Here is a 15,706-nt window from a genome sequence, read left to right on the forward strand (position 1 = left end):
ATAAAATGCAAACGCTTACCTGGTAAACTGAAAGGAACAAAAAAACCGATGGATAAAGGATTATTTGAAAAACGTTGCAAATATAGTATTCGGAAATTTTCATTAGGGGTTGCTTCTGTTATGATTGGTGCAGCTTTCTTTGGAACTAGCACTGTTCTCGCAGATTCTGCACAAACAGGTTCAACAGCGAATATGCCAGCTGATTTGGCGGCAGCTCTTGCCAATGCTAAAGAGGATGATGGGCATGACTTTGAAGCACCAAAACCTGGTGAAGATCAGGGTTCTCCTGAAGTAACTGAAGGACCAAAGACTGAAGAAGAATTGCTGGCAAAAGAAAAAGAAACTGCAACTGCAACAAGCTCAGCAGCTTCAGATACTCTTCCTGAAGAACTACGTGGAAAACTTGATAAGGCTGAAGGAAATGGCCGCACTGCCTCAAAAGAAGAACTAGAAAAAGAAGATAAAAGCTTAGTTCCAGAAGAAGTAGCTAAAACAAAAAATGGAGAATTAAACTACGGTGCGACTGTCGAAATTAAAAGCTCTGCTGGGCTCGGTAGTGGTATCGTTATCGGAGAAAATCTCGTTTTGTCTGTTTCTCATAACTTTATCAAGGATGTTCCAGATGGCAATAATCGTAAGGTAGCTGATAATGTTGAAAGTGATGACGATGTTTATACAATTTCTTACCAAGGGGCACCAGACGTCAAATTCAGTAAAAATGATGTAAAACACTGGGATCGTGAAGGATTCCTCAAAGGATATAAAAATGACTTGGCAATCGTTAAGCTTCGTACACCTCTTGCAAATGCACCAGTTGAAGTGACTGACAAGCCTGCTACAACTAAGGTAGGAGATAAGGTTCATGTATTTGGCTATCCAAAAGGCGAACTTGATCCGATTTTGAATACAACTGTTGAGGATATTAATAATCACGGAGAAGGTGTTCGTGGAATTAGCTATCAAGGAAGTGAACCAGGTGCTAGTGGTGGCGGTATTTTCGATGAAAATGGGAAATTGATTGGTATCCACCAAAATGGTGTATCTGGTAAACGTAGTGGAGGTATTCTCTTCTCACCTGCTCAGCTAGAGTGGATTCAAAACTACATCAAGGGTATTGAAACAACGAAACCAGCTGGTCTAGATGCTCTCGATAAACAAGTTGAGGACAAGGAAGAAAAACCAAAAGAGGATAAACCTAAGGAAGATAAGCCAAAAGAAGAAACACCAGCAGAAAATAAACCAGCAGAAAATAAACCAGCAGAAAATAAACCAGCAGAAAACAAACCAGCAGAAAACAAACCAGCAGAAAATAAGCCAGCTGAGAATAAACCGACTGAATCAAAAGAAGTTACTCCAGAATGGAAAACGGTTGAAAATAAAGACCAACAGGGAACAGTAACAATCCGTGAAGAAAATGGAGTTCGTTACAACCAACTAGCTTCAACTGCTCAAAATGACAATGGTAAGAAACCAGCCTTGTTTGAAAAAGATGGTTTGACAGTCGATGCTAATGGAAATGCCACAGTTGATTTGACCTTTAAAGAAGAATCTGAAACAGGTAAATCTCGCTTTGGTGTCTTTATGAAATTTAAAGATACCGATAACAACGTTTTTGTAGGTTATGACCAAGGCGGATGGTTCTGGGAATACAAGTCAAATGGAAGTGGACTTTGGTACCAAGGTGGACGTGTTGCAGCTCCAGTAAATGGTTCTGAGAATCACTTGACGATTAGCCTTAAATCAGATGGACAGCTCAATGCAACTAACAATGATGTCAAACTCTTTGACACAGTGACCTTGCCATCTGCAGTAAATGACAAACTCAAAGATGAGAAGAAAATTGTTCTTAAAGCTGGAACCTATAACAGTAGCGAACGAACAATTGTCAATGTCAAAACTGATGACCAAGAAGGTGTGAAAAACGATCAAGAAGCCGCTGAAAAAGAAAAGGGCGACACAGTAGATGATAGCAATGTCAAGTACGACACGATCGAATCTACAGTATTGAAAGCAGTCATTGACCAAGCCTTCCCACGTATTAAAGAATATGTCCTTAATGGCAACAAACTTCCAGGTCAAGTGCAACCAATTAATCAAGTGGTGATTAACAAGCATGCTGTGACTCCTGAAGTTACCTATAAAAAGGTCAACGCAACGACTGCCGAGTATGAAATGAAACTCCGTGATGAGGAAAACCTCATCAATGCAGATATGACCGTTCGTTTGCAAGTAGTGGACAACCAACTTCACTTTGATGTGACTAAGATTGTCAACCATAACCAAGTGACACCAGGACAAAAGATTGATGACGAACGTAAATTACTTTCTTCCATCAGCTTCCTAGGAAATGCCTTGGTATCTGTTTCTAGCGACCAAGCAGGAGCCAAGTTTGATGGGGCAACCATGTCAAACAACACTCACGTCAGTGGTGATGACCATATCGAAGTAACAAATCCAATGAAAGAATTAGCCAAAGGCTATATGTATGGATTTGTTTCAACAGATAAACTCGCTGCTGGTGTATGGAGTAACTCACAAAATAGCTACGGTGGTGGTTCTTACGACTGGACACGTTTGACAGCTTATAAGAATACGATTGGCAATGCTAACTACGTGGAAATTCATAGCTCTGAATGGCAATGGGAAAAAGCCCACAATGGAGTTGTCTTCCCAGCATACACTCAAGAACTTCCAAGTGCAAAAGTTGTCATCACTGAAGATGCCAATGCTGACCATAAGGTTGACTGGCAAGATGGTGCCATCGCTTACCGTAGTATCATGAACAACCCTCAAGGTTGGGAAAAAGTTAAAGACATTACAGCTTACCGTATCGCTATGAACTTTGGTTCACAAGCGCAAAACCCATTCCTCATGACCTTGGATGGTATCAAGAAGATCAACCTCCACACCGATGGTCTTGGTCAAGGTGTACTTCTTAAGGGATACGGAAGTGAAGGACATGACTCTGGTCACTTGAACTACGCGGATATCGGTAAACGTATCGGTGGTGTTGAAGACTTTAAGACTCTTATTGAGAAAGCTAAGAAATATGGTGCCCATCTCGGTATCCACGTCAACGCTTCAGAAACCTATCCAGAGTCTAAATACTTTAATGAAGATATTCTTCGTAAAAATGCAGATGGTAGCTACAGCTACGGTTGGAACTGGCTTGACCAAGGTATCAACATTGATGCTGGTTATGACCTCGCTCATGGGCGTCTAGCTCGTTGGGAAGAGTTGAAGAAAGAATTGGGTGAAGGTCTAGACTTCATCTATGTCGACGTATGGGGGAACGGTCAATCAGGTGACAACGGTGCCTGGGCAACTCACGTTATTGCGAAAGAGATTAACAAACAAGGTTGGCGTTTTGCTATTGAGTGGGGTCATGGTGGTGAATATGATTCTACCTTCCAACACTGGGCAGCTGACTTGACCTACGGTGGCTATACAAATAAAGGTATTAACAGTGCCATCACTCGCTTTATCCGTAACCACCAAAAAGATTCTTGGGTTGGTGACTACAGAAGTTATGGTGGTGCAGCTGACTACCCACTTCTAGGCGGTTATAGCATGAAGGACTTTGAAGGATGGCAAGGACGAAGTGACTATAACGGTTATGTAACAAACTTGTTTGCTCATGATGTTATGACTAAGTACTTCCAACACTTCACAGTCAGCAAATGGGAAGATGGCAAACCAGTAACCATGTCTGACAATGGTAGTACCTATAAATGGACTCCAGAAATGAAAGTCGAGTTGGTCGATGCTGCAAATAACAAGGTTGTTGTAACTCGTAAATCCAATGATGTCAACAGTCCACAATACCGTGAACGAATTGTTACGCTTAACGATCGTGTGATTCAAGATGGTTCAGCCTACTTGACGCCTTGGAACTGGGATGCAAATGGTAATAAGCTTGAGAGTGACAAGGAAAAAATGTACTACTTCAATACTGAAGCAGGTGCAACAACTTGGACACTTCCTAGCGACTGGGCAAATGGTAAGGTTTACCTTTATAAACTAACTGACCAAGGTAAAACTGAGGAAAAAGAAGTTGCCGTGAAAGATGGTAAGATTACCCTTGACCTACTAGCAAATCAACCATATGTTCTTTATCGTTCTAAACAGACAAATCCTGAAATGTCATGGAGTGAAGGAATGCATATCTATGACCAAGGATTTAACAGTGAATCTTTGGATCATTGGAAGATTTCTGGAGATGCTTCTAAGGCTGAAATCGTGAAGTCTCAAGGTGCAAACCAAATGCTCCGCATCCAAGGCAATAAAGAAAAAGTTAGTCTCACTCAAAAATTGACTGGCTTGAAGCCAAATACTAAATATGCAGTCTATGTCGGTGTAGACAACCGTAGTAATGCTAAAGCAAGTATTACTGTTAATACTGGTGAAAAAGAAGTAACCAACTACACCAACAAGTCACTCGCCCTCAACTATGTAAAAGCCTATGCTCACAATACTCGTCGAAGCAATGCAACGGTTGGTAACACAAGTTATTTCCAAAACATGTATGCTTTCTTTACAACAGGTTCAGATGTATCAAATGTAACCTTGACCTTGAGTCGTGAAGCAGGAGATGAGGCAACTTACTTCGATGAAATCCGTACTTTTGAAAATGAATCCAATATGTACGGTGACGGTCATGATACGGCAACAGGTGTCTTCAAACAAGACTTTGAAAATGTCGGCCAAGGTATCTTCCCATTTGTCATCGGTGGTATCGAAGGTGTTGAAGACAACCGTACTCACTTGTCTGAAAAACATGGTCCATACACACAACGTGATTGGAATGGCAAGAAAGTTGATGACGTTATCGAAGGAAATTGGTCACTCAAGACAAATGGTCTCGTAAGTCGTCGAAACTTGGTTTACCAAACAATTCCACAAAACTTCCGCTTTGAAGCTGGCAAGACCTACCGTATTACATTTGACTATGAAGCTGGTTCTGACAACACTTATGCCTTTGTAGTCGGTAAGGGAGAATTCCAATCTGGTCAAACGAGCAATATGGAAGTGCATGAATTGCCAAATACTTGGACAGATTCTAAGAAAGCGAAACGTGCAACCTTCCTAGTGACAGGTGCTGAAACTGGCGATACATGGGTAGGTATCTACTCTACAGGCAATGCAAGCAACACACGTGGAGATTCTGGTGGTAATGCTAACTTCCGTGGTTACAATGACTTCATCATGGACAAACTTCAAATCGAAGAAATTGTCTTGACTGGTAAGATGATGACAGAAAATGCTGTCAAGAACTATCTTCCAACTGTAGCCATGACTAACTACACCAAAGAAACAATGGATGCTTTGAAAGAAGCAGTCTTCAACCTCAGCCAAGCAGACGATGACATCAGTGTAGAAGAAGCTAAGTCTGAAATTGCTAAGGTCAATGCTCTTAAAGACGCTTTAGTGATGAAGAAAACAGCTCTTGTAGCAGATGACTTTGCAAGTCTTTCGGCTCCTGCTCAGGCTGGTGAAGGTCTTGAAAATGCCTTTGATGGCAACGTGTCAAGTCTATGGCATACATCATGGAGCGGAGGAGATGTTGGCAAACCAGCAACCATGGTCTTGAAGGAACCAACTGAAATCACAGGCTTCCGTTATGTTCCACGTGGTTCAGGTTCAAATGGTAACTTGAGAGATGTTACTCTTGTAGTAACGGATGAAACAGGTAAGGAGCATACCTTCAATGCAACCAATTGGGCTAACAATAATAAACCAAAAGATATTGACTTTGGTAAGACTATCAAGGCTAAAAAGATTGTTCTAACTGGAACAAGAACCTACGGTGATACAGAAAACCAATATCAATCAGCTGCAGAATTGATCTTTGCTCGTCCTCAAGTTGCTGAAGCAGGTCTTGATACAGCAGCCTATGAAGCGGCCTTGGCTAAAGCTCAAAAATTGACTGATAAGAGCAATCAAGAGGAAGTAGCAAGTGTTGTTGCCAGCATGAAATTTGCAACAGACAATCATCTCTTGACAAATAGAATGATTGAATACTTTGCAGATTATCTTGATCAATTGAAAGATCAAACACCTACCCCAACTCCAGATCCAGAGCCAACTCCAGATCCTAAACCAGAAACCCCAACATCAAGCAAGGGTGACGAAGCAGCGCCAGTTGTTGACCTTCCAGAATTTACAGGTGGTGTAAATGGCGCTGAAGCAGCTATCAATGACCTTCCAGAGTTTACTGGAGGAGTGAACGCAGCTGAAGCCGCTGTTCATGAAGTTCCAGAGTATAGTGAAGTTGAAGGAACCGCAGGAAATGAAGTAGCTATCCATGAAGTTCCAGAATTTACTGGAGGTGTGAATGCAGCTGAAGCCGCTGTACACGAAGTTCCAGAGTATACAGGTGCAATCGGAACAGCAGGTGACCAAGCTGCACCTACAGTAGACAAACCAACTGAAGGTGTTCGTGTCTTATCAGATAAGACTACAGGAGTTGTAGTTGCAGGACTTGCAAGAGATTTGGCTACAGATCTTAATCTTAAAGTTCAAAAAGTAACAGATCAAAGTCTACAAGGTGTGAAATTTGATGCTTATGCTCTTCATTTAGTTGATAAAGATAAGCATGAGGTTCAAGCGAAGGGTGTGGTGCTCGTTCGACTTCCAGTTTCTGGTGAAGTAGCTGGAGTACATTACACTGCATCAGGTGAGGCAGTAAGCTTTACAAATGGTCAAGGTACAGTTGAGTTTACAACTAGTCAGCTAGGACATTTTGCAGTAGTTTATAAACAAGTTTCTAAACCACAAACGCCATCAGTAGGAGAGCCAGGACATAAACCACAAACTCCATTAACAGAGGAACCTGGAAGTCAAGTACAGACTCCATCAACAGAGAAACTGGATCATAAACCACAGGATGCAGCAGTACAAAAACTTGATCAGAAATCAGTTGATACTGCTAAACCAGAAATGAAGGAAGTAGCAGCTAAACAAGAAGCGAAGGATAAACTTCCAGAAACTGGTACTAGCAAGTCAGAGCCTCTCTTCTTCCTTGCCAGCCTCAGTCTAGCAATGTCTGCTCTATTTCTTGCAAAAAGAAAAGAAGATTAAAATACAAAAAAGTTTTCATTAAAAGAGAGCTTAGACTCCACATTCATTGTCGTGGAGAAAAAGAAAACCCAGAGAGGACCCTCTAGGTCCTCTCTTTTTCTAAAGGGGAATGAGAGCGCTTACTCCTTGTGAGCGTATGAAAGGAAATAGGAAAAAATGGGAAAACATTTTTTTGAGAAACGGTGTCATTACAGTATACGTAAATTTACAATCGGCGCAGCTTCTGTTATGATTGGTGCTAGCATTTTTGGTGCTGGTGCAGTTCAGGCTGCTGAAACAGAAGGACCTGCAGAGACAGAAGGTACGGTAACACAAGCTCAGCCTCTGGATAAACTGCCAGCAGATATAGCAGCAGCTATTGAAAAAGCAGAAGCAAGTGCTGGAACTGTAGATGAACAACCTGCAGGGTCAGAAACTGGGGCAACTGCAGCTGAAACAACTACTCCAAAACCAACTGAAACTCCTGCTCCTAAGGAAGAAGTGGCTTCAAAACCAGCAGAAACTCCCAAAGAAGAAGTAGCTCCAGCAGCTAAACCTGCTGAAAAGCCAGTGGCCAAAGATTTGGTCGAAACTCCAGATGTCAATCATTTAGAAAAAGCTTCTGCTACAGCATCAAACCATGAAGCCAACACACAATACACAGCAGAAAAGGCGATTGATGGGAAACCTGATACTCGTTGGGCTACTGACCAAAACGTTGAGAAACCAACAATCGAATTTACTCTTGAAAAGACAACAGTGATTAAGTATGTGGAGATTGATTGGGACCGCCGCGTTCGTGGTGAACAAAATGATCCAAATATCAAATCATGGAACCTCTATTACGCTGGCCAGGATGATGTGAATGGATCAGGAGTTAAAGAATGGAAGTTGGCCTATCAAAGAACAGGGAATCCTCTTCTTGATGAAAAAATTGACTTGAAAGAAGCTATCCAAGCCAAATACCTTAAACTTGAAATTACAGATTATCAAGCAGGTACAATGAACTGGAAAAATGTTGGAATTCAAGAAATTCGAGCTTACTCAAACATTCCAGACGCTAGCAAACCAACAGATATTCGCCAAGTGACAGAATTGGCGGTTGCTGAAGATGGGAAATCACTGGTCTTGCCTAAATTACCAGGTGAAGTAAGCTTAATTGGTAGCAACAAACAGGGTGTTGTTGACCTAAATAACAAAATCTATAAACCCTTAACAGATCAAACTGTTAAGGTCATGGTCCAACAAGTCAAGGATACTCATACCTTCACAAAAGAATTTGAAGTCCTTATTAAAGGATTGCATGCAGACGAAGGTGTTGGCACTAAACCAGTAGTTGCTCCAGCAGTTCAACAATGGTATGGAACTGAAGGCAAAACTTCTATTACAGCTGATACCGTGATTTCAGTTGGTGATTCTGGATTTGGTCAAGAAGCTAAATTCTATCAGACTGACCTTGAAAGTCGTGGGCTAGAAATCGCTACAGGTGATCAAACAGCTCAAAAACGGATCGAATTTAAAAAGGTTAAAGACAAGGGCTATGGCAAGGAAGGCTATGGTATCACTGTTAAAGATGGAGTTATCACCGTAGAAGCTGCAACCAATGCAGGAGCATTTTATGCTACACGTACCCTTCTTCAAATGGGTGAAAATGATTTGCAAAACGGAGAAATCCGTGACTTCCCAAGCTTTAGTCACCGTGGCTTTATGCTAGATACAGGTCGTAAGTTTATCCCTTATGATACGCTTGTAGATATTATGCTCAATATGGCCTACTACAAGATGAACGACTTGCAGTTGCACTTGAATGACAACTATATCTTCTTAAAAGATCATTTAGCAGGGAAAAATCTTACTCCTCAAGAGGAACTGGACTATGTTCTTAAAAATGCTAAGACAGGCTTCCGTGTAGAAACTGATGTTGTCGGTGAAAATGGTGAAAAATTAACATCAAAAGAACATTACACCAAGGAAGAGATGCAAGAAATTATCAAGTTAGCTAAAGCTTTGCATATCAACCTTGTTCCTGAAATTGACACACCAGGTCACGCCCTTTCATTTGTTAAGGTCCGTCCAGACTTGATGTACAAGGGTCAACTTAGTGCGAGAAAACACAATGTAGAACGTGTAGCTATGTTGGACTTGGATAACAAGTACGAAGAAACGCTCGCTTTTGTCAAATCAGTCTATGATAAATTGCTCGATGGTGAAGATGCACCGCTTCATGGCGTTTCTACTGTTCATATCGGTACAGATGAGTACTATGGAAGTCCAGAAAGCTATCGTCGCTATGTCAATGATATGATCCAGTACATCAAAGGCAAAGGCCTAACACCGCGTATTTGGGGTTCGCTCTCTGCCAAACAAGGAACTACGCCGGTCGATTGGAAAGATGTAGAAGTTGATATCTGGAGTATTGGTTGGCAACGACCAGCAGCGGCCATTGCTCAGGGCGCTAAGATTATCAATATCACAGATATTCCAACCTATAGTGTTCCAAGTGGAAGCAATAGTCAAGGTGGATATGGAGATTATGCAAACTATGAAACTCAATACAATCGCTGGACACCAAATGACTTCTCAACAGGGGGAGGACCACGCCTAGAAGCCTCTAATCCAAATATCCTTGGTGGTGGTCATGCAGTCTGGAATGATAATATTGACCTCCATGAAACTGGACTTACTTCTTACGATATCTTTAAACGTTTCTTCAAGAGTATGCAGTCTACTGCAGAACGCACCTGGGGTTCAGACCGTGCAGCAAAGACCTATGCAGACCGTATCCAACCAGCAAGTGTCTATGCACCTCAATCTAATCCAGATAAGACCGTATCTGAAGAAGACTTGTTCAAGATTAATCCTGAGACTGTCAAAGATTATCTTGCTAAGAAAGTACAGAAGACTGAAGCAGGTTTGAAGTTCGAAAAAGATAGCACTATCGAAGGCCTAGTTGGTGATGCTGGACCAAGTCATGTCTTGAAATTGGATGTGACAGTGACTGGTGATGGCCAACAAACCTTCTCAACAAGTGGAAACAACCAACTTTACCTTGCGGATAAGGATGGTTATCTTGCCTATACTTTTGAACAATTCCATATCCAATTCAACAAGAAACTTGAAAAGAACAAACGCTATCAAATTTCTGTTGTAACTAAACCACAAGTAACAGAAGTTTATGTGGACGGTGAAAAGGTTGAACGGATTGCAAATCCAGCCAATCCACGTTTGGCTCATAATAGCTTAGTCTTACCACTTGAAACAATCGGTGGCTTCAAAGGCATCTTGCATAGTGCTGAGTTGTCAAATGAAGCATTCGTAAATCCACGTTTGATTCCAAATGATCATTTTACATTTTCTGCAACTAGTCAAGAATTACCAGGAACCAATGCAGAAGGTCCAGTAGAAAAAGCCTTTGACAATGATCCAAATACCTTCTGGCATTCAAAATGGACTGGAGATCAAGCCCCATTCACAGTTGCAATGAACTTGAAAGCAAGTGAAACAGTCAATGGTTTGACCTATCTTCCACGTCCAGGTGGTGGTAACGGAGTCGTGACATCTTACGAAATCTATGCTCAAAAAGATGGTCAAATGGTTAAAGTTGCTTCAGGAACTTGGGAAAACAATGCCAAAGAGAAAACAGTTAACTTTGATGCTATTGAAACCGATAAGGTAGAATTTAAAGTTCTAGCAGGTGCTGCAGGATTTGGTAGTGCTGCAGAAATTCAACTTCTGAAACCAGTTTCTACTAACAAAGTAGAAGAACCAGTTAGTCCAGAAAAACCTGTGACACCAGAAAAACCTGTGACACCAGAAAAACCTGAAACTCCAGAAAAGCCTAAAGTTGAGGAAATGGGTGATGGGACAACTGAACTTGCTGATAGCTTTGTAGCTACGAAACCTACAAGCGACGAGGCAGTTGCTGCAGCAGCCCAAAGTCAAGATTATCTCAAGAAAGAGTACAAGGTCTTCCCAACACCACAAAAAGTAACTTACGATGAAGGTGTTACGAAACTCCATAAACAAGTCAATCTTGTCATGGGCGATCAATTAGATATCTATACTCGTAACCGCTTGAAGAGTGTCCTACAAGATCATCAAATTTCTTACACAAGCAGTCAAACAGCAGTGGCAGGTGCTACCAACATCTACCTTGGTGTTCATGGTCAAAATTCACAGGCCGAAAAAGAAGTGTCTGGAATTTCTCAAGGACTCTTTGATAAGATTGATGCCTATGCCCTGTCAATCAAGAACAATACAATCTCTATCGTCGGTAAGGATACAGATGCTGTCTTCTATGGTTTGACGACTCTCAAACACATGCTTAATGAAAGCGAAGCTCCAGTCTTGCGTAATGTAACAGTTGAAGACTACGCTGAAATTAAGAATCGTGGTTTTATCGAAGGTTACTATGGAAATCCATGGAGCAATGCTGATCGTGCTGAATTGATGCGCTTTGGTGGTGACTTGAAGTTGACTCAATACTTCTTTGCTCCAAAAGACGATCCATACCACAACAAGAAATGGCGTGAACTTTATCCAGAAGAAAAATTAGCTGAAATTCGTGAGTTGGCTCGTGTCGGAAACCAAAACAAGACTCGCTATGTTTGGACCATCCACCCATTCATGAACAACCGTATTCGTTTTGGTAATGACACTGACTACCAAAAAGACCTTGAAACTATTAAGGCTAAATTCACTCAGTTGATGGATGTCGGCGTTCGTGAGTTCGGTATTTTGGCCGATGATGCTCCAAGTCCAGTTGGTGGCTACAATAGCTACAACCGCTTGATGAAGGACATGACAGATTGGTTGACTGAAAAACAAGCAACTTATGTTGGCCTTCGTAAGGAAATGATTTTTGTCCCAGGTCAGTATTGGGGGAATGGTCGTGAAGATGAGTTGAAATCTCTAAACGAAAATCTTCCAACTTCAACTTCTATGACCCTTACTGGTGGTAAGATTTGGGGTGAAGTTTCTGAAAGCTTCCTTTCAAACCTTAAGAATAATCTGTCTGCAGGAGGTAAGACCTACCGCCCAGTTTCTCTATGGATTAACTGGCCTGTTACAGATAACTCTAAACAACACTTGATTTTGGGTGGCGGTGAGAAATTCCTTCATCCAAATGTGGACCCAAGCCTTCTTTCAGGTATCATGTTGAATCCAATGCAACAATCTGAGCCTTCTAAGATTGCCCTCTTCTCTGCAGCTCAATATGCATGGAAACAATGGAAGTCTGAAGAAGAAGCTAAGAAAGTAAATGACATCGCCTTCAACTTTGTTGAAACAGGTAAATTTACTGACAGTGAAACATCTGTTGCCTTCCGTGAACTTGGTAAACATATGATCAACCAAAACATGGATGGTCGTGTCGTGAAATTGGAAGAATCTGTTGAACTTGCACCGAAATTGGCGACTTTCATGTCTAAGTTGAAAGCTGGTCAAGATGTTGGTGCAGAGCGTGAAGACTTGCGTGCAGAATTTGCAAAACTAAAAGCAGCAGCTCAACTTTATAAAGCATCTGGTGATGAAAAGATGCGTGCTCAAATCCACTACTGGTTGGATAATACTATTGACCAAATGGACGCCTTGAGTGCTCTTCTTGATGGTACAGAAGCTATTGAAAAGAACGATTCTGCAAAACTTTGGGATAGTTACTATAAGGGATTAAAACTTTATGAACAGTCTCAAACTTATACCTTCCATTATGTAGACCATGATGAAAGAGCTGAGTTGGGTGTTCAACATATCCGTCCATTCTTGCTTGGACTTCGTGAAATCCTTGCAACAGAAGTTCAAAAAGCCTTGCATCCTGACCAAGTCCTTAGTAGCTTTATCACAAACCGTACAGGTGTCGAAGGTGGACTTGCTGAAGTGACTGATGGTGATTTGGGAACACATGCTTTGATCAAATCACCAAACAGCATTCAAACTGGTGACTACATTGGTTTGAAATTTAATAAGGCTGTTCCAGTTCAAAACTTGACCTTTGCAATGGGAACTCAAGCAAATCCTCGTGATACCTTCAACAACGCTAAGGTTGAGTATCTCAATGAAAATGATGAGTGGGTAACCCTTTCAGAACCAAGCTACACTGGTAATGAACCTCTGCTTAAGTTTGAAAACCTCAACATCAACGCCAAAGCTGTTCGTATGATTGCGACTTCAGATCGTGGAAATACTTGGTTTGCCGTAAGAGAAATTGCTGTGAACCGTCCTGTGGAAGTTACTCGTGCTAAACAGTCAGCTACTGTGACTATCAGTCCAAATCTTATTTACAAGTACAACACAACAGTTGGTCAGATTACAGACGGACGTGATAATACTGAAGCCATGCTTGCAAATGCTGATAGAACAGACACAACTCCAGTCAATGGTTGGGTACAACTTGACTTGGGTGAAGTTAAACCTGTGACCAAGGTTCGTTTGGTTCAAGGATCAGGAGATAAATTGGCAGAAGGTGTTCTTGAATATTCTGCAGATGGTAGCTCATGGCAAGAGTTGGATCGCTTGACTGGTGAACAAACAAAAGAAATCGAAACTCCAATTTCAGCTCGCTACGTTCGTGTTCGCAATACTAAGAACATCAACCTATGGTGGCGTATCGCTGACTTCTCAGTTGAAACACGTGCAGGCAATAGCGAATTGACTGATACAAACGTTGAGAGCTTGAAGTCAACTCCAGTTTATGACAGCCTAGGCCGTTATGACCTTCAAATTCCAAGCGGAACTAAGCTTCCAGCTAATAGCTACTTGGGTATGAAACTTGATCGTCTGCACCAAGCTGAAAGCATTCAAGCACTTGGTACAGAAAATCCATCTCTCAACTTGGAATACTCTCCAAATGCTCAAGAATGGTATCCAGCTGATCAAGTGACTGATAAGTCCTTGGTACGTTATGTTCGTTTGATTAATAAGACTGACCAAGAACAAGCAGTGACAGCAACATCTCTACTTGTTCAGACAAAAGAAGTTCAGCCAACCACACTTGATTCTACATCAATGGGAATCCACCCAACATACGGTAGAAACGACGTTCGTAAGATCAAGAACTTGGATCAATTATTTGATGGTGTCTACAATAACTTCGTAGAGTTTTCTGACTATGCTCGTAAAGATGGTCATATTACCTTGAAACTTGGTAGCGAACGTGATATTAAGAAGATTAGAGCTTACATCCAAGACGGCACTCAAAACTATCTCCGTGATGGTAAGATTCAAGTCAGTCAAGATGGCAAGACTTGGACAGATGTTGTGACAGTTGGTGACGGCCTTGCTAATGAAACACGTGATGATTCCTTGACAGATGGATGGACACATGATTCTAAGATGCCAGGAAATCGCTATATCGAGGGTGAACTTTCAAGCCCAGTTAAAGCCAACTATCTCCGCGTTCTATTTACAGCAGACTATGATGCTCGTTTTGTAGGCTTCACTGAGTTGGTGATCAATGATGGTGAATTCGTGAAACCAATCAATGACCCAACTGTAGAAGGAAACAGCGGTGAAAGCCAAGGCAACCTTTATACGAACCTCGTAGATGGCAAAGTCTTGACAAGCTATAAGGCTGAGAAAGAACAAGGTGAGCTTGTTTACCACTTGTCAGAACCAACAGACGCTAACCATATCCGACTTGTTTCAAGTCTTCCTCAAGGAGTGAAAGCTCGTGTGCTTGCTCGTACTCTGAAAGAAGATAAAGCAGATGCTTGGTCAGAACTAGGTGAAATTACCTCAAGCTTCCAAACATTTGCAGTGAGAGAAAAAGCGCCATTGTTGGATGTCAAAGTTGTTTGGGAAGGTGGCAAACCAGAGTTCTACGAAATGACGACCTTCCACCAAGAACTTCCGGAAGAACCAGAGAAACCAGCTCCAACTACAAGTAAGGGTGACGAACCAGCACCAGTAGTAGAAGTCCCAGAATTTACTGGTGGCGTAAATGGTGTCGAAGCAGCTGTTCATGAAGTCCCAGAGTACACTGAAGCTATTGGCACAGCAGGTGATGAAGCAGCACCAGTAGTAGAAGTCCCAGAATTCACAGGTGGCGTAAATGGTGTCGAAGCAGCTGTTCATGAAGTTCCAGAGTATACTGAAGCTACAACAGAAGCAGACAAGATTCCAGCACCAGTAGTAGAAGTCCCAGAATTCACAGGTGGTGTCAATGGAGCAGAAGCAGCTGTTCATGAAGTTCCAGAATATACTGGTGGGGTGAATGGTGTAGAAGCAGCTGTTCATGAAGTCCCAGAGTTTACTGGTGGAGTGAATGGTGAAGCAGCAACTGTTCAGGAAGTAGGTCCAGAATTCACAGGTGGTGTCAATGGGGCAGAAGGAGCAATCCATGAAATTCCAGAATACGCAGATGAGCAGTCTCTTGTAGCTCTTGCTATGTCACAAGATAAGACCTACCAAGCACCTGCAAGTCATCTATACAAGCTCCCAGAGACAGGTACTAAAGAAAATGCTGGCCTTGCAGCCGTTGGTGTTGTAGGAGCACTTCTTGGTATGTTTGCAATGGGAAAGAAAAAAGATGACGAATAAAATGATGTCATAGCATCCAAGTCATAGAGAGTGGGACAGAAATCGGTAATTTGTTAGAATTCGATTTCGTCGTCCCACCTCCGCACAGTTGAGTAGGGCTGTAAAAGCTGAT

2 protein-coding genes are annotated in these 15,706 nt (G+C 41.8%); both read left to right on the forward strand.

From position 1 onward, the window contains the following. Window positions 1-48: 48 nt before the first annotated feature. Window positions 49-7,080, forward strand: a complete 7,032-nt coding sequence (locus ADM33_RS00340; RefSeq protein WP_080982665.1) for a SpGH101 family endo-alpha-N-acetylgalactosaminidase — start codon at window positions 49-51, stop codon at window positions 7,078-7,080. A gap of 156 nt (window positions 7,081-7,236) precedes the next feature. Next, the gene (locus tag ADM33_RS00345; RefSeq protein WP_049502688.1) at window positions 7,237-15,594 is read left to right on the forward strand and encodes an SIALI-17 repeat-containing surface protein; all 8,358 of its coding nucleotides are present in this window, start codon (window positions 7,237-7,239) and stop codon (window positions 15,592-15,594) included. Window positions 15,595-15,706 lie beyond the last annotated feature (112 nt).

Origin of the sequence: Streptococcus oralis (genome assembly GCF_001075875.1) — a bacterium.
Taxonomy (GTDB): domain Bacteria; phylum Bacillota; class Bacilli; order Lactobacillales; family Streptococcaceae; genus Streptococcus; species Streptococcus oralis_I.

Bases quoted from the DNA above. Each gene is read 5' to 3' on its own strand.
- ADM33_RS00345 (WP_049502688.1), top strand. From the start codon at position 7,237: ATGGGAAAACATTTTTTTGAGAAACGGTGTCATTACAGTATACGTAAA.
- ADM33_RS00340 (WP_080982665.1), top strand. From the start codon at position 49: ATGGATAAAGGATTATTTGAAAAACGTTGCAAATATAGTATTCGGAAA.